General features: G+C 64.8%; 11 protein-coding genes. 5 read left to right on the top strand and 6 right to left on the bottom strand.

Annotation, left to right across the window (positions count from 1 at the left end):
• Positions 1-11 precede the first annotated feature (11 nt).
• From bcsA to C1N62_RS00475, 5 genes are read left to right on the top strand one after another with little or no spacing between them, the layout of a single operon-like run.
• Positions 12-2,090 carry a UDP-forming cellulose synthase catalytic subunit gene (gene bcsA / locus C1N62_RS00495; protein WP_137761798.1) on the top strand — a complete coding sequence of 693 codons (2,079 nt, stop codon included), beginning with the start codon at positions 12-14 and terminating at the stop codon, positions 2,088-2,090.
• Positions 2,087-4,462 carry a cellulose biosynthesis cyclic di-GMP-binding regulatory protein BcsB gene (gene bcsB / locus C1N62_RS00490; protein WP_137761797.1) on the top strand — a complete coding sequence of 792 codons (2,376 nt, stop codon included), beginning with the start codon at positions 2,087-2,089 and terminating at the stop codon, positions 4,460-4,462. Before bcsA ends, bcsB begins: the two co-directional genes overlap by 4 nt.
• Positions 4,449-8,417, top strand: a complete 3,969-nt coding sequence (locus C1N62_RS00485; protein WP_137761796.1) for a cellulose biosynthesis protein BcsC — start codon at positions 4,449-4,451, stop codon at positions 8,415-8,417. The genes bcsB and C1N62_RS00485 overlap by 14 nt, the downstream gene beginning before the upstream one ends.
• Positions 8,418-8,420: 3 nt before the next feature.
• Entirely contained in the window at positions 8,421-8,903 is a 483-nt protein-coding gene (bcsD, locus tag C1N62_RS00480) for a cellulose biosynthesis protein BcsD (protein ID WP_240775713.1), read from the top strand.
• Between the two features lie 53 nt (positions 8,904-8,956).
• Positions 8,957-9,952 carry a glycosyl hydrolase family 8 gene (locus tag C1N62_RS00475; protein ID WP_370465604.1) on the top strand — a complete coding sequence of 332 codons (996 nt, stop codon included), beginning with the start codon at positions 8,957-8,959 and terminating at the stop codon, positions 9,950-9,952.
• A 25-nt stretch (positions 9,953-9,977) separates the two neighbouring features.
• Here C1N62_RS00475 and C1N62_RS00470 read toward each other — a convergent pair whose 3' ends face one another.
• The 6 genes from C1N62_RS00470 to dppA all read right to left on the bottom strand — a co-directional run bounded on the left by C1N62_RS00470 (position 9,978) and on the right by dppA (position 16,939).
• Positions 9,978-10,994, bottom strand: a complete 1,017-nt coding sequence (locus tag C1N62_RS00470) for a Fic family protein (protein WP_137761794.1) — start codon at positions 10,992-10,994, stop codon at positions 9,978-9,980.
• 128 nt (positions 10,995-11,122) lie between these two features.
• Positions 11,123-12,127 (bottom strand): dipeptide ABC transporter ATP-binding subunit DppF, encoded by a 1,005-nt coding sequence (gene dppF, locus C1N62_RS00465; RefSeq protein ID WP_137761793.1) that lies wholly within the window; start codon positions 12,125-12,127, stop codon positions 11,123-11,125.
• Positions 12,117-13,157, bottom strand: coding sequence for a dipeptide ABC transporter ATP-binding protein (gene dppD, locus C1N62_RS00460; protein ID WP_137761792.1), 1,041 nt, complete (start codon positions 13,155-13,157; stop codon positions 12,117-12,119). Before dppD ends, dppF begins: the two co-directional genes overlap by 11 nt.
• Positions 13,158-13,168: 11 nt before the next feature.
• Positions 13,169-14,086, bottom strand: a complete 918-nt coding sequence (dppC, locus tag C1N62_RS00455; protein WP_137761791.1) for a dipeptide ABC transporter permease DppC — start codon at positions 14,084-14,086, stop codon at positions 13,169-13,171.
• A 9-nt stretch (positions 14,087-14,095) separates the two neighbouring features.
• A complete protein-coding gene (dppB, locus tag C1N62_RS00450) occupies positions 14,096-15,115 on the bottom strand; it encodes a dipeptide ABC transporter permease DppB (RefSeq protein WP_137761790.1) in 1,020 nt (339 codons plus the stop codon).
• Between the two features lie 216 nt (positions 15,116-15,331).
• On the bottom strand, positions 15,332-16,939 hold the full coding sequence (dppA, locus tag C1N62_RS00445; RefSeq protein WP_137761789.1) for a dipeptide ABC transporter periplasmic-binding protein DppA: 1,608 nt from the start codon (positions 16,937-16,939) through the stop codon (positions 15,332-15,334).
• Positions 16,940-17,535 lie beyond the last annotated feature (596 nt).

Here is a 17,535-nt window from a genome sequence, read left to right as displayed (position 1 = left end):
TTCCGTCACCCATGACCAAACTCGTGTTCTCCCTGTTGCTGCTGTTGCTGCTGCCGGTCGCCCTGCTGGTGATCGTCACGCCGCTGGACAGCGACAAGCAATTTATCTTTGGGCTGGTGGGCATCGCCATGCTGTTCCTGCTCGGGTTCAGCAAGCGCACCAAAATCAGCGTCATTATGGTGGTGATGTCAGTACTGATGTCCACGCGCTACATCTATTGGCGCGCCACCGAAACCCTGCACTTCAACTCCACCATTGAGGCGGTGCTCGGCATCGGCCTGTTCATCGCGGAGCTGTATGTCTGGGTGATCCTGCTGCTCGGCTACCTGCAAACTACCTGGCCGCTCAAGCGCACCATTGAGCCGCTGCCAGCGGACACCTCGCTGTGGCCGACCGTCGATATCTATGTGCCGACCTACAACGAGAGCCTCGACGTGGTGCGCGACACCGTGCTGGCCGCGCAGTGCATTGACTACCCGAAAGAGAAGCTGAAGATCTACGTGCTGGATGACGGCAAACGTGACGAGTTCGCGGTGTTCGCCGCGGACGCGGGCGTCGGCTACATCACGCGTAATGACAACCGCCACGCCAAGGCCGGTAACCTCAACCACGCCATGACGCTGACCAAGGGCGAGCTGATCTGCATCTTCGACTGCGACCACGTTGCCACCCGCGCCTTCTTGCAGGCCACGGTCGGCAGCTTCCTGAAAGAGCCGAAGCTGGCGCTGCTGCAAACGCCGCACTACTTCTACTCGCCAGATCCGTTTGAGCGCAACCTGTCGGCGGCACGCCACATCCCCAACGAGGGCGCGCTGTTCTACGGCCCGGTGCAGCAGGGCAATGACAACTGGAACGCCACCTTCTTCTGCGGCTCCTGCGCGGTGATCCGCCGCTCGGCCCTGGAGGAGATTGGCGGCTTCGCGGTGGAGACGGTCACCGAAGACGCCCACACCGCGCTGAAGATGCAGCGTCTCGGCTGGAACTCCGCCTTTCTGGCGCTGCCGCTGGCCGCCGGGCTGGCGACCGAGCGCCTCGGCCTGCACGTTATCCAGCGTACCCGCTGGGCGCGCGGCATGACGCAGATCTTCCGCGTCGATAATCCGCTGTTTGGCCGTGGCCTGACCTGGCAACAGCGTCTCTGCTACCTCAACGCCATGCTGCACTTCCAGTATGGCCTGCCGCGCGTCATCTTCCTGACCGCGCCGATGGCCTATCTGCTGTTCAACCTGAACATCATCGCCTCGTCGGCGTCGTTGATCTTCGCCTACATGCTGCCGCATCTGGTGATGTCGATCACCGTCAACTCGCGCATGAACGGCCGCTACCGCTACGCCTTCTGGGGCGAGATCTATGAGACGGTGATGGCCTTCCACTTGGTGATCCCAACGCTGCTGACGATGATCTCGCCCAAGCACGGCAAGTTCAACGTGACCGACAAGGGCGGCCTGCTCGACAACGGCTTCTTCGACTTCCACATCGTCAAGCCGCACCTGATTGCGGTGGCGCTGCTGGGAATGGGCATCGTCGCTGGCGTGGTGCGCGTGGTGGCGCATGGCTACTTCAACGTTGACCCGATGGTGGTGGCGCTGAACATCGCCTGGGCCTGCTTCAGCGTGCTGATCCTGCTGGCGGCAATTGCGGTCGCCAAGGAGACGCGCCAGGTGCGCAAGACCATCCGCATCGACGTCGCCCTGCCAGCCATTGTGCACTACGCCAGCGGCATCTCCGTGCGCACCACCACGGTGGATATGTCGATGGGCGGCGTTAAGCTGCTGACGCCGGATGAGCGCTACCAGCATGACGTGATCGAGGAGGTGGAGCTGCTGCTGCAATCCGGCGCGGTCTGCATCCCGGTCAGCCTGATCAACGGCGACAGCGAGGTGCTCCGCCTGCAATTCGGCGCGATGCCGCTCTCCCGCCGCCGTGAACTGGTGCGCGTGGTACTGGCGCGCGCGGACGCGTGGATCAGCGAGCCGTACCCGCAGGATCGCCCGCTGCGCTCGCTGCTGGGCATTGTGCGCTGTGTGGTCGAGCTGTTTACCCACTCCCGACAGGCACGCCGTGCGGCCGCCAAGAAGGAGGCCGCATGAGGCTGAACACCCTGTTGCGCCGCAGCCGCCCGCTGTTCGCCGCCGCGCTCGGCCTGTTGCCGCTCGCCCACGGGCAGGCGGAGCCAGCCGCGCCCGATTTTCTCTCCACCCTGCCGCGTCCGGTGGACACCGCGCCAACGGCGCTGCCCACCGAGATGCCCGCATTCACCCCGCCCGCTGCCGCCAGCGCGCCCGCCGTGCCGCTGGTGCAGGGCACGGCCAGCAGCCTGAGCGTCGCGGAGATGGGCCAGCAGAAGGGGCTGACGCTGGGCGGCGGCCAGTTGCGCTCCGGCATCCTCTTCACGCTGCCAGCGGATCAGGTGATCACCCATGCCAAGCTGACGCTGGCGCTGAAGGTCTCCCCTGCCCTGCTGGCGCGCGACACCAGCCTGCAACTGATGCTCAACGGCCAGCCGTTGGGCGCGCTCCCACTCGCCGGTGACGGCAGTGAGGCGGAGTATGAGCTGGATATCCCGGCGGCGATGGTGGTGTCGAGCAACAACCTGAGCTTTGAGGTGCAGGATCGCAACACCATGCAGTGCGAGCGCGACCAGTCCGACAAGTACTGGGTAACGGTGCTGCCGCAGAGCCGCATCCAGCTTGAGGGGCAGCGGCTGGACATTGGCCGCGACCTCGGCCACTTCCCGCGCCCGTTCTTCGACCCGTTGCAGATGACCGGCTCCGACGTGACCCTCGCCTTCCCCGCGACGCCGCAACCGCAGCAGGTCAACGCGGCGGCGCTGGTCGCCTCCTGGCTGGGGATGCGCGCCGATTACCGCGGCATCGACTTCCCGGTGGCGCTCGGCCGCCTGCCGGAGCAGAACGGCATCGTGTTTGGTAAACCGGGCGACCAGATTGGCCCGCTGACGCTGCCAGCCGCCGAGGGCGCGTCGCTGCAACTGATCGACAACCCGATCAACCCACTCTACAAACTGCTGCTGGTGCTGGGCAGTGATGAGCAGCAGTTGCGTCAGGCCGCCTGGCGGCTGGTGAGCGCGCCGCTGCCGGCTGGGCAGAGCACGCTGGCGGTCACGGCCGCGACGCTGCCGGTGCACCAGCCCTACGACGCGCCGCGCTGGATCAGTACCAGCCAGCCGGTGCCGCTGCGCACGCTGGTCAAGGAGAGCGACGCGCTGGTTGCCAACGGCATCTACCATGACAGCCTGCACGTGGCGTTCCGCGCCGCGCCCGATCTGTTCATGTGGGATGGCGACACCGTGCCGGTGCAGCTGGGTTACCGCTTCCCGACCGAGAGCTGGATTGACGAGGATCGCTCGCAGCTTAACGTCTCGATCAACGGCACCTTCCTGCGCAATCTGCCGGTCAACAAAACCGGCCTGCTGGAGAGCGCGTGGCGCTATCTGGGCGGCGATACCCGGCAGGAGAGCACCACCCTGCACCTCGCCCCCTACCTGATCTACGGCGACAACCAACTCTCCTTCTACTACGCGATTGCGCCGAAGCAGGACGCGCCGTGCAGCCTGCTGACCAGCAACAATATCAAGAGCCGCATTGATGACGACTCCTATATTGACCTGACGCACACGCACCACTTCTCGCAGCTGCCGAATCTCTCCTACTACGTCGGCGCGTCGTTCCCGTTCTCGCGGCTGGCGGATCTCTCGCAGACCCTGCTGCTGCTGCCAGCCACGCCGAGCGCGGCGGAGCTGCGCACGCTGCTGGGGCTGATGGGGCGCGCGGGCAATGCCACCGGGGTGCCGGTCAGCCGGGTGCAGGTGGCGTTTGGCCTGCCGCGTGACCGCGCGGTGCTGGAAGATCGCGACATTCTGGCGGTGGCGACGCTCGGCGAGCGGGCCTTCACCGGCGCGCTGCTCACCGGCACGCCGTTCCAACAGGAGGAGGGCGCGCTGACAGTGCGCCAGCCAGGGACGCTCGCGCGCCTGAAGGCGTGGGCCAGCGGCGACTGGTTCCGCAAGCCGATGGAGGCCGACCGCTACCTCTCCTCCACCGACGCGTGGCGTGGCTTCCTCAGCTTCCCCTCGCTCTGGTCACACAACCGGGTGGTGGTGCTGGCAACGGCCACCAACGATCAGGAGCTGCTGAAGCTGCGTGGGGATCTGAAGTCCTCCGCCATCAACGCCGGGGTGCGCGGCGATCTGGCCGTCATTACCGATGAGAATGGCGTGCGCAGCTTCCGCGTCGGCCCGCAGGTGCCGGTCGGCCAGCTGCCGTGGTATCTGATGATGGTCTGGTACGCCAGCCAACATATCGTGTTGCTGTCGCTGGTGATGGTGCTGTTCGCCGCCGCCATCGGCCTGAGTCTCTATGTGCTGCTGGCCCGCCATGCCGCCCAACGTCTGGCCCCGTATCGTGGCGCGGCCAGCAAGGATAAGAAGAATGACCAACCGTAACTGCCCGCCGCGCCGCCCGGCCTCCCTGCTGCCCTCGCGGCTGCGTCTGGCGCTGTGCGCCGCCGGTCTGGCGACGCTGCCGATCAGCGCGCTGGCGGCGGATGACAACCCGGCGCTGAAGGCGCTGTTCGATCAGGCCGCCTACTGGCATGAGAAGGCCCACGACGAGCTGGCGAAGGACGCGCTGCAAAAAGTGCTGATGGTGGACGCCAACAACCCGGAGGCGCTCTACCTGATGTCGCTGTACGCGATGCAGGCGGGCGATCAGGCGTCGGCCGCCGCGTGGCGCCAGAAGCTGAGCGCGGTGGCACCGGATGACCCGCGCTTGCAGGCGATCGATAACGCCACCGCCGTGCAGTCCATCCCGCCTTCCCAGCTGGCCCATGCGCGCCAGCTGGCGGCGCACGGCAACATCACGCAGGCGCTGGAGGCGTACCGCTCGCTGTTCAGCGGCAGCGTGCCGCCGGAGAGCCTGGCCGATGAGTACTACCTCACCATGTCCGGCGATCCGGCGCAGCTACCGGACGCCATCCGCGGCCTGCAAGCGCGCGTCGCTGCGCAGCCCGGCAACGGCGTGGCGCGGCTGGCGCTCGGCAAGGCGATGACCTATCAGGAGCCGACCCGCCGCGACGGCATCAGCCTGCTCAACGGGCTGGCGATGAAAAACAGCGAAGCGGATCGCGCCCTGCGTCAGGCGCTGTTGTGGCTGCACCCGCAGCCGTCCGATGAGCCGCTCTATCAGGCATACCAGCAGCGCCACCCGAACGATGATGGTGTGATGGTCTACTTCCGCAAAAACCTCGGCGCGGCCGCCAAGGGCGAGGGCTTCACCGCGCTGAACAGCGGCGACACCCGCAGCGCGCAGGCGCAGTTTGAGTCGGTGCTGGCGGCGAACCCGAATGACGGCGACGCGCTGGCGGGCCTTGGCTACATCGCCGGGCGGGCGGGCAACTTTGCCGGTGCCGAGGAGTACCTGACGCGCGCCGCGCAGCAGGGCGGGCCGAACAGCGACCAGTGGCGCACGCAGGCACAGGAGGCGCACTTCTACGCCGAACTGGCCGCTGCCCGGCAGGCCGCCAAGGCCGGTGAGCTCGACCGCGCCCTCGCCCTCTCCGCGCCGCTGGCCGATGCGCCCGGCAAGCAGGGGCTGGCGGCCACGCTGTTGCGCGCCGACCTGTTGCGCCGCAAGGGCGATCTGCCTGCCGCCGAACAGGCCTACCGCCGCGCGCTGGCGCAGGATGCCCAGAGCAGCGACGCCAAAAGCGGCCTCTACTATGTGCTGCGCCAGCAGGGAAACAACGGCAGCGAGGCACAGCAGTTGCTGCAATCACTGCCTGCCGCACAGCGCGCGCAGCTCCAACCGGCGAACGACAGCATCGAGCCACTGCGGCGCGAGGCCGCCGCCGCGGTGCAGGCCAACAACCCGCAACGCGCGCTGGCGCTGTTGCAGCAGGGGCGCGAAAAGCAGCCGGGCAACATCTGGCTGCGGCTGGATATGGCGCGCATCCTCAGCAAGCTGGGCGACAACCAGCAAGCGGATGAGCTGATGGCCCCGGCCACCAGCCCGGATGCGCCGCAGGAGAGCATTTATGCCGCCGCGCTGTTTGCCTCGGAGCGCGGCGAGTGGGCGCGCACTGACACCCTGCTGGCGCGCATCCCGGCGCGCAACCGCAACACCGCAATGCGTGAGCTGGCGGCGCGGGCGCACTTCAACCAGCAGATGGTCACCGCCAACGCCTATTTGCAGAGTGGCAACCTCACCGCCGCCGCCAATACGCTCCATGCCCTCGCCCAGACCCCGCCCAGCGCCCCGGCCGACGCAGGCGCGCTGGCGAAGGGATTGCTGGCCGCCGGTGACAGCGCCTCCGCCGTCGCGCTGGTGCGCCAGAACATGCAGCTGGGCGCGCACGGCAACGCGGGCGACTATGCCGACCAGATCGCGGTGCTCAACGCCACCGGGCTGGGCGGCGAGGCCGAAAGCTGGCTCAGCAACCCGTCGGTGCAGGCGGGCAGCACGCCCGAGCAGCTTTCGCGCCTGCGCACCGGCTTCATCATCGATGAGAGTGACCGCCTGCGCGAGCAGGGGCAGAATGCCGCCGCCTACGACCGGCTGATTGTCGCGCTGCAACAGGATCCGCAGAACCGCGACCTGATGCTGGCGATGGCGCGCCTCTACCAGTCCGGCAAGATGAATGACGAGGCGGGCAAGGTCTACGCCTGGCTGTTGCCGCGCGACACGCCGTCGCAGGAGGCGCGTGAGGGGGCGGTGGAAGTGGCGCTGGCGCAGGGCGACCTCGATCAGGCACGGATGCTGATGGCGGGCTTCACCGGGCCGCGCACCCCGCAACGCCTGTTGCAAGCGGCGCGGCTGGCCGAGGCCGATGGCGATCACGATCAGGCGCTGGCGCTGCTGCGCTCCGCCAAGGGCAAGATGATTGGCCTCGGCGGCGCGGATAACGCACCGACCATCGGTGGGCTGGCGCTGACCGACAACCCGTTCATCAACCGCTCGACCCGCAACGGCACCACCACCCGCTCGCAGTATGGCAGCGTGCTGCCGTGGCAGCAGGCGGACACCCCCTACGGCCAGATCCCCGGCGCACCGGCCTCGCCGCAACTGGCCCAACAGGCCTCGACCCTGAAACAGGTGAACGCGATGCTGGACACCTTGCAGGAGCGCGTCGCCACCTGGGCACAGGGCGAGCTGTCGATTCGTGGGCGCGATGGCGAGAGCGGCCTCAGCCAGCTGACCGAGGCGAAGGCACCGCTGACCTTCTCCGCCGTGCCGTTTGACGACGCGCGCGTCAGCTTCACCGCGACGCCGATCTCCCTCAGCGCTGGCAGCAGTAGCAGCACCGGCAACAGCCGCTTCGGGCAGGGCGCACTGGCGCAGGCGGTGTCCGCCAAAGCCACCGTCGCCAAAGCCGCCAAGGCGGCCGGGCTGGATCTGGACAGCTACGCCAGCCTTGGCGAGTTGCAGAGCGAGGTGACCCGTCTCTCCTCCGCCAGCTGTAGCTCCACCAACGCCACCTCTGCCCTCTGTACGGCCTATGCCACCATCAGCGGCGTTGACCCGGACGAGTATGAGGCACCAGAGTCCGGCAACCAGAACGCCTCCGGCGTGGAGCTGGCGCTGGCGATTCAGGGCGAGGGGTACAAGGCGGACATCGGCTCCACGCCGCTCGGCCAGGATCTCAACTCGCTGGTGGGCGGCGTGCAGATCGCGCCGAAGCTGGGTGACTACACCACGCTGACGGCCACCGCCGAGCGCCGCGCGGTGACGGACAGCCTGCTCTCCTACGTCGGCACCGAAGATACCTACAGCGGCAAGAAGTGGGGCCAGGTGACCAAGAATGGCGGCAACCTCAACCTCTCCTATGACGACGGCGATGCCGGGTTCTACGCTGGCGTGGGCTACTACAGCTACCTCGGCAACCACGTGGCCTCCAACCACAGCATCGAGACCAACGCCGGGCTGTATATGCGCCCCCTGCGCGCCGAGGATCGCGAGCTGAAGGTGGGCGTCAACGTCGGCTACATGGACTTCGCCAAGAACCTCAGCTACTTCAGCTACGGACAGGGCGGCTACTTCAGCCCGCAGAACTATGTCAGCGTCGCCTTCCCGGTGGAGTACACCCAGAAGGTGGATGACTGGGACATGAAGCTGAATGCCTCCATCGGCTACCAGTCCTACAGCAAGGACAAGAGCGCCTACTTCCCGGATGACCCGGCGATGCAGGCCCAGCTGGAGTCGCTGGTGGCGGACGGCTACGGCAAAGAGGCCTACTACAGCGGCGGCAGCGAGAGCGGCATCGGCTGGAACCTGGGCGCGGCTGGCAACTACCACCTTAACCGCAACATGATCATCGGCGGCAAGGTGGGTTATGACACCTTTGGTGACTACAATGAGAGCAGGGCGGAGGTCTACTTCCGCTACCTGCTGGACAGGAAATAACGAATGAACACTTTGATGCAAGACGCGAACGCCCAACAACTCGCCTACCACCAGCGCCGACAGAGGGTGCCGGGCTGGCAGGATCTGGTGCAGGTTCTGCTCTCTGGCGTGCTGGAGAGCGCCGAGGGCGAGGATGGCCGCCAGTTCCTGCGCCTGATGGGCGGCAATCTGGCGACCCGCCACCCGCTGCCAGCCTGCCGGACGGTGGGAGAATTGGAAGATGCGCTTAACCGGCTGCTGGCGGATTTTGACTGGGGCGAAGTGCGGCTGGAGCCGGGCGAGCGCGATCTGGCGCTGACGCATCTGGCCTGGCCGCAGGCGCCGCAGGGCGACCGGGCGCAGTGGCAGGCGGGCTTCAGCGCGCTGCTGGAGGGGGCCTACGCCGTCTGGTTGCAGGCACAGGGCGGCCAGCCGCAGGTGCCGTTGCGCAGTGAGGGCACGGACGCACAGGGTGCCTTGCGGTTCCGCTACCACAACGGACGGTAATCGGCTTTTGGCCGCGCCCCCTGGCGCGGCCGCTTACTAGGACAACCAAGATGATGAGAGCAGTGCGCCACGCGGCGCTGATTCTGGTACTGGGGCTGTTTTCCGCGCTGGCCTGCGCGCAGGGCGAGGGCTGGAGCCAGTTCAAAAGCCGTTTCCTGATGCCGGATGGCCGGATTGTCGATACCGCCAACCGCAGCGTCAGCCACACCGAGGGACAGGGGTTCAGCATGTTGCTGGCGGTCTTCAACAATGACCGCCCCACCTTTGACCGCCTCTACCAGTGGGCGGACAAAACCCTCTACCGTAAGGAGGTGGGGCTGTACGCCTGGCGCTTTGACCCGAACGCCAAAGAGAAGGTGGGCGACAAGAACAACGCCGCCGACGGCGACATCCTGATGGCCTGGGCGCTGCTGCTGGCGGGCGATAAGTGGCACCACGCCGCCTACACCCGCGCCTCCGAGAAGTTGCAGGCGGCGATCGTGAAGCACAACGTGGTCGAGTTCGCTGGCAAAACGGTGATGCTGCCGGGCATTTACGGCTTCAACCACACCAGCTACGTGACGCTGAACCCCTCCTACTTCCTGTTCCCGGCGTGGAAGGCGTTCTACCAGCACAGCCACCTGAAGGTGTGGAAATCGCTGAACGACGACTGCCTTGCGCTGCTGCAACAGATGAACTTTGGCAAAGTGGGCCTGCCCACCGATTGGGTGACGCTGCGCGCCGATGGCAGCCTCTCCCCCGCCGAGGGCTGGCCGCCGCGCTTCAGCTATGACGCGGTGCGCATCCCGCTCTACCTGAACTGGGCCGAACGCGGCACCCCGGCGCTGCAACCCTTCGTCCACTACTGGCAGGGTTACCCGCGCGACAACACGCCCGCCTTCATCGACGTGCAGAGCGGTGCCAAGGCCAACTACGCCCTCTCACCGGGAATGCTCGCCGTCCGCGACGTCACGCTGGGCGATGACTTCAACGTCACCGACACCCTACAGGATGACGACGGCTACTACTCCTCCGCCCTCCAGCTGCTCGCCTACTGGTCGGTCAAATAAACACAGCCGGGCTTGCCCGGCTTTTTTATTCCAGCCAATTGGCGAGCACCTGATCCCCCGCCGCCGTCAGCCAGTAACGCTGTTGCGGGCTACGGGGCGCATCGGGGTTGACCATCGCTACCCACCCCCTTTGCAAGGCCGGTTCCAGTACGTTTTGCCGGAAGGTCGGCCGGTGGCGCAGCCCCAGCGCCGCCATCAGCTCGGCGCTTTTCAGCGGCGGGCTGCGGTAGAGCGTCTGGAGCAGCGCCTGTACGGCAGGCGTCAGGCGGATGGCTGGCTCCGCCACCGCCTGCACCTCCCGCATCGCCTCCAGAATGGCAGCCAGCATGAAGGCAATAAAGGGAGTGGCCTGCGCCTGCCGATCGGCGGCTGACAGGGCAGCGTAGTACTCCTCCTGCCGCGTCTTGATCACGGTCTCGACCGGCAGGAAGGCAAACAGCGGCTGCCACTCACTGAGCAACCGGGACTGCCATAGCCGCCCCATCCGCCCGTTGCCATCCGCAAAGGGGTGGATGAACTCGAATTCATAGTGAAAGACGCAGCTTGCCACCAGCGGATGGCAATCCGTCGCGCCGCACCATGCCAGCAGCTCGCGCATTAACAGCGGCACCCGGTCGGCGGGCGGCGGCATATGGATCAGTTGCTTATCCCGGTAGATGCCGACGCCGCTCTGGCGAAAGTGGCCAGCATGATCCACCAGCCCCTGCATCAATACCCCATGCGCCTGAAGCAGGTGCGTAATCTGGTACGGCTGCCATGCCATCAGCCGCTGGTAAGCCGCGAAGGCGTTGCGTACCTCCTGGATCTCATGCGGCAGGCCCAGCACCCGCTTCCCCTCCAGCACGGCCGTCACCTGCGCCAGCGACAGCGTGTTGTTCTCAATCGCCAACGATGCCTGAATGGTGCGAATCTGGTTTCCCCGGCGCAACTGCGGCGTCAGGATCTCATTTTGCGTGACCGACCACTGCCCCAGCAGCGCACTGATGTCAGCCACATGGTTAAGGATCTCAGAGGTCAGGGTAAAGGGCGGCGTATAGCGCATGGGCGGCTCGGCGTGGGAAGTGTAGCCACACTCTACTTGATCGGTTACTTGATCGCTACTTGATCGGTGCGGGGTGGCACTGCCGATAAAAAAGGGCGCTTGCGCGCCCTATGAAGGAGGGAGGAAGGTCAGGCCGGGAGCTGCTCGGCGTGGGCTTTCTCATCCTCATCGACCGCGAAGCAGGCCACCAATTGATCGCCATACTGCTTCAGCTGCGGTTGCTGCTGTGGGCAGACGTGGAAGGCGCGGCGGCAGCGGGCGTTGAACGGGCAGCCCGGCGGCGGGTTGAGCGGGCTGGGCAGTTCGCCAGTCAGCTTGATGCGTTCGCGCCGCTGGTCTGGGTTGAGGCGCGGGGTGGCGGAGAGCAGCGCCTGCGTATAAGGGTGGCGCGGGTTGTTGAAGATCGCCTCCTTGGTGCCCTTCTCCACGCAGCGCCCGAGGTACATCACCATCACCTCGTCGGCGATGTGCTCCACCACCGACAGATCGTGGGAGATGAAGACGTAGGAGAGGCCCAGCTCCTGCTGCAAATCCATCATCAGGTTCAGCACCTGCGCGCGGACGGAGACGTCGAGGGCGGAGACTGGCTCATCGGCGATCACCACGTCCGGGTTGAGCATCAGTCCACGGGCGATGGCGATGCGCTGGCGCTGGCCGCCGGAGAACATGTGCGGGTAGCGATCGTAGTGCTCGGTCTTCAGGCCCACCTTCGCCATCATCTCCAACGCCTTCTCCCGCCGCTCGGCGGCGCTCAGCGGCGTGTTGATCAGCAGCGGCTCCTCCAGAATCTGCCCCACCTTTTTGCGCGGGTTGAGCGAGCCATAGGGGTTCTGGAACACAATCTGGATCTTCTGGCGGCGCAGCTTCTCGGCCGTCACATCCGGTTGCAGCAGATCCTGCCCTTGGTAGTAAAGCTCGCCACCGGTCGGCGTCTCAATCATCGTCAGCAGGCGGCCAAGGGTCGATTTGCCACAGCCGGACTCGCCCACCACCGCCAGCGTCTTGCCGCGCTCCAGCGTGAAGGAGACGCCATCCAGCGCCTTCACCATCCGCTCCGGCGCGAACATCCCGCGTTTTACCGGGTAGTGCTTTTTCAGGTCAATCGCCTGCAACAGCGGCGCATTATTGGTCATAGGTCGGTCTCCCGGCGTCATCGAGCGGGTAGTGGCATTTGGACTGCCGGCCAGGGATCTGGCGCAGGGCCGGTTCCACGGCGCGGCAGTGGTCGGTGGCGTAGGGGCAGCGCGGATTGAGCAGGCAGCCGGTCGGGCGGTCATATTTGCCCGGCACCACGCCCGGCAGCGAGGCCAGCCGCGCCTTGTCGGCGGCGAACTCCGGCAGGGCGCGCAGCAGCGCCTGCGTGTAGGGGTGGCGCGGCGCGCGGAAGATCTCCTCCGCCTTGCCCACTTCCACCACCTGCCCGGCATACATCACGATGATCTGGTGCGCCGCCTCGGCCACCAGCGCCAAATCGTGGGTGATCAAAATCAGCGCCATGTTCTCGCGCTGTTGCAGCTCCAGCAGCAGCTCAATGATCTGCGCCTGAATGGTCACGTCCAGCGCGGTGGTCGGCTCATCGGCGATCAGCAGCTTGGGCCGGCAGGCGATAGCCATCGCGATCATCACGCGCTGGCTCATGCCGCCCGAGAGCTGGTGCGGGTAGACATCCAGCCGCGAGGCCGGGTCAGGGATGCCCACCTGCGTCAGCAGGTCGATGGTGCGCTGGCGGCGGGTCTTTTTGCTGCCGCCCTGATGCACCTTCAGCGCCTCCATAATCTGGTAACCAACGGTGTAGCAGGGGTTGAGGCTGGTCATCGGGTCCTGGAAGATCATCGCCACTTCGGAACCCACCAGCTGGCGGCGCTGCTTCTCGCTCATCGTCTGGAGGTCATGGCCGTTGAAGGCCAGCCGTTCGGCCATCACTTTGCCGGGGAAGTCGATCAGGCCCATGATCGCCAGCGAACTGACGGATTTGCCGGAGCCGGACTCACCAACGATGCCGATCACCTGCCCCTGTGCCACCTGATAGCTGATGCGATCCACGGCGCGGAACGGCGCCGCGCTGTCGCCAAAGTGCACGGAGAGCTGATCCACGGTCAGCAGGGGCTTGCCCGCCGCGGCGGAAGGCGCGGGCGCCTCAGTCAAAATTTCGGTTGCAGACATGTCGCGTCCTCCTACTGCTTGAGTTTGGGGTCAAGGGCGTCACGCAGGCCATCCCCCATCAAATTGAATGCCAATACCGTCAGCAGGATGATCAGGCCGGGGAAGGTCACGACCCACCAGGCGCTCTGCGCGAACTGCAACACATCGGACAGCATGGTGCCCCACTCTGGCGTCGGCGGCTGCGCGCCCATGCCGAGGAAGCCCAGCGCCGCCATATCGAGGATGGCGTTGGAGAAGCCCAACGACGCCTGCACGATCAGCGGTGCCAGACAGTTGGGCAGGATATTGACGAACATCTGGCGCATCGCGCCCGCGCCCGCCACGCGTGAGGCGGTGACGTAGTCGCGGTTGACCTCCACCAGCACCGCCGCGCGCGTCAGGCGCACATAGTGCGGCAGCGCCACGAAGGTCAGCGCCAGCGAGGCGTTGACGATGGAGGGGCCGAAGATCGCCACCAGCACCAGCGCCAGCAGCAGGCTCGGCAGTGCCAGCATGATGTCCACCACGCGCATGATGATGATGTCCACCATGCCGCCGAAGTAACCGGCCAGCAGGCCGAGCACCACGCCCATGATCAACGACAGCACCACCACCAGACAGCCCACCAGCAGCGACAGCCGCGCGCCATACATCAGGCGCGACAGGACATCGCGGCCCACGTCATCGGTGCCGAGCAGGAACTGCCAGCTACCGCCCTCTTGCCAGACCGGCGGCTTCAGCAGCGCGTCGCGGAACTGCTCCGCTGGCGCGTGCGGCGCAAGGAAGCCCGCGCCCAGCGCCACCACCAGCATCAGGATGATATAGGCGAGGCCCACCACCGCGCCCTTGTTGCGTTTGAAGTAGTGCCAGAACTCCTGCATCGGGGTCATGGGCACCGGCGCGGTGCCGCGCTGGGATTCGGTGCCGACTGGCTCACTGATTTGAGACATGTGCGCCCCCTATTTCTTGTGTCGGATACGGGGGTTAACCACGCCGTAGAGCACGTCTACCAGCAGGTTAACCAGAATAATCAGGGTGGCGATCAGCAGCACCCCGCCCTGCACCACCGGGTAGTCACGGCGTTGCAGCGCATCGATCAGCCAGCGTCCCAGCCCCGGCCAGGAGAAGATGGTCTCGGTCAGGATCGCGCCCGCCAGCAGCGTGCCGACTTGGAGGCCAATTACCGTCACCACTGGCAGCATGGCGTTGCGCAGCGCGTGGACGATGATCACCCGCATCCGGCTGACGCCCTTGGCGCGCGCGGTGCGGATGTAGTCCTCGCCCAGCACCTCCAGCATCGAGGAGCGGGTCATGCGCACAATCACCGCCAGCGGGATGGTGCCGAGCACGATGGCTGGCAGGATCATGTGCATCACCGCGTCGGTGAAATCACCCGGTTCGCCCCAGATAAAGGTGTCGATCAGCATGAAGCCGGTGAGCGGCAGGGTGTCGTCGAGGAACACGGTGTCACTGATGCGGCCGGAGACTGGCGTCAGGTTCAGCTGCACCGAGACCAGCATCACCAGCATGATGCCCCACCAGAAAATCGGCATGGAATAGCCGGTCAGCGAGATGCCAACGGCGGTGTGGTCAAACACCGAGCCGCGTTTGACCGCCGCCAGCACCCCGACCGGGATGCCGACCACCACCGCGAACAGCATCGCGCAGATGCCCAGCTCCAGCGTGGCGAAGAAACGCGGCACGAACTCATCCCACACTGGGATGCGGCTCTTCAGCGAGATGCCGAGGTCGCCCTGCAACACCGCGCCGACATAGTGGAAATATTGTTGGTAGAGGGGCTTATCCAGTCCCATTTCTGCCATCAGCTGCGCGTGGCGCTCAGCGGAGATGCCGCGCTCGCCGGCCATGATGGTCACCGGGTCGCCGGGGATCATATGGACGAAGGCGAAGGTCAGCAGGGTGATACCGATAAACGTTGGGATAACCAGTCCCAAACGCCGGAGTATGAACTGCAACATAACCCGAACTCTCTGTATAGAAGGCCCGGGGAACCGCGGCTCCCCAGGCTTGGACAAGGCTCACATCTGAATCGGGCGCGGCGGGAAGCCGCACCCCAACAGGTCACAAAATAGTTCGATCCCTCGACGGGGCCGGGCTGCGCCGGCCTATCCGGGAACGGCGCGGGGGCGGCCCGCGCCGGATGCCGTTATGCGCCCTGGCGGGCGGGGACGGCATCACTCCATGGAGACGTTCTCGAAGTGGTGTTTGCCCAGCGGGTCAACAACGTAGCCCTTCACCTCTTTGCGTACCGGCTCGTACACGGTGGAGTGGGCGATAATCAGCGCCGGGGCCTGGTCATGCATCACGACCTGCGCCTGTTTGTAGTACTCGATGCGCTTGTTGTGATCGGCTTCGGCGCGCGCCGGTTGGATCTGGTCTTCAAACGGCTTGTAACACCATTTAGAGTAGTTCGATCCTTGCTTGGCTGCATCACAGCTGAACAGGGTGGCGAAGAAGTTATCCGGATCCCCGTTGTCGCCAGTCCAGCCCATCATCACCGTCTGGTGCTCGCCATCTTTGGCGCGCTTCAGGTACTCACCCCACTCATAGGTGACGATCTTGGCCTTCACGCCCACTTTCGCCCAGTCCGCCTGAATCAGCTCCGCCATGCGGCGCGCGTTCGGGTTGTAGGGGCGCTGTACCGGCATCGCCCACAGGTCGATGCTGAAGCCATCCGCCATACCGGCCTCTTTCAGCAGCGCCTTGGCTTTTTCCGGGTCGTAGGCGTAGTCCTGAACGTCGTTGTTGTAGCTCCACATGGTTGGCGGGATCAGGTTCTTGGCCGACTGGCCCGCGCCCTGATAGACCGCGTCAATGATCGCTTTCTTGTTGACCGCCATGCTCAGCGCCTGACGCACCTTGACGTTATCCAGCGGCTTTTTCTCGACGTTGAACGAGAGATAGCCGACGTTCAGCCCCGGTTGCTGCATCAGGTTGATCGCCTTGTCGTTCTTCATCGACGCGATGTCCGCCGGGTTCGGGTACGGCATCACCTGACACTCATTCTTCTGCAACTTGGCGTAACGCACCGAGGCGTCCGGCGTGATGGAGAAGACCAGACGGTCGATCTGCGGCTTGGTGCCCCAGAAGCCCTCAAACGCCTTGTAGAGGATGCGCGAATCTTTTTGGTATTGCAGCAGCTGGAACGGGCCAGTGCCGATCGGGTTGAGGTCAATCTTCTCCGGGGTGCCCGCCTTCAGCATGTTGTCGGCATACTCAGCAGACATGATGGAGGCGAAATCCATCGCCAGATCGGCGAGGAACGGCGACTCCGGGCGGTTCAGCACGAAGCGCACCGTGTGGTCATCCACCTTCTCGACCTTGTTGATCAGGTCTGGCATCCCCATGCCTTGGAAGTACTCGTAGCTGCCGCCGGAGACCTTATGGTACGGGTGGTTTTCATCTTTCTGGCGGTTGAAGGAGAAGAGCACGTCGTCGGCGTTGAAGTCACGCGTCGGCTTGAAATCCTTGCTGCTCTGCCACTTCACGCCCTGACGCAGGTGGAAGGTGTAGGTTTTGCCATCTTCACTGACATCCCACTTTTCGGCCAGACCGGGCTGGATCTCGGTGGTGCCGATTTTGAACTCCACCAGACGGTTGTAGATCGGCACGGAGCTGGCGTCATAGGTGGTGCCAGAGGTAAAGAGCTGTGGGTTAAAACCTTCCGGCGAGCCTTCAGAGCAGTAGACCAGGGTTTTTGCCTGCACGCCAGCCGCCACGGACAGCGCCAGCAGGCCCATGCTGAACTTAAGTAACCCTGATTTTCCCAAGGAGATTCTCATCGCGTAACTCCATAGATTGTGATGTGGTGTTGTGTGTTGTTCTACAGGCCGGCCTGTAATGTTTTTGTCGGTGGTCGGCTCTGGGCGTGGCGTCAGGGAGACGCCTGAAGGAATACGGTGCGGGTGCCGGTGAAAACGTTTCCCGGCGGATCTAGGTGCGTGGAATTCACCCAAACTATCCACTGGTCATACCCCTGAGGCTACCAATTTGGCAACTGTTGAGGGTGACGTCAATATAACCAGTGGGGATTTGCGCAGAGTGTGAGAAACAGCAAACAAACATAAAAAAAACTGTTTTCTAACATCTACCGGACAATATGGCAGCACAAAGTCAGTAGCTGGCGAATTATCTGGCTGTAACAGTTTGTCTCTAGTCGTTTCACCCGTTAAAAAACTAAAAAATTTTCTTGCCGAATGGTGATTATCTGAACGCTTATCGGGGAGAAAGGTGGAAATTTCAGCCGAAAATGCTGGCGTCTAACCCGAAAGAGTCAGGCGCCCAGCCATAAGCGAAATTGATGACAGCGACATTTAGCGCGAAACGAAAAAACTTCTCATTTAGCCCACGCCACGGCACGCCGGAGAATCTGCTGCGG

Source organism: Nissabacter sp. SGAir0207 (assembly GCF_005491205.1).
In the GTDB taxonomy this organism is placed as follows: Bacteria; Pseudomonadota; Gammaproteobacteria; order Enterobacterales; family Enterobacteriaceae; genus Chimaeribacter.
This window is presented reverse-complemented; position numbering and strand designations above follow the sequence as displayed.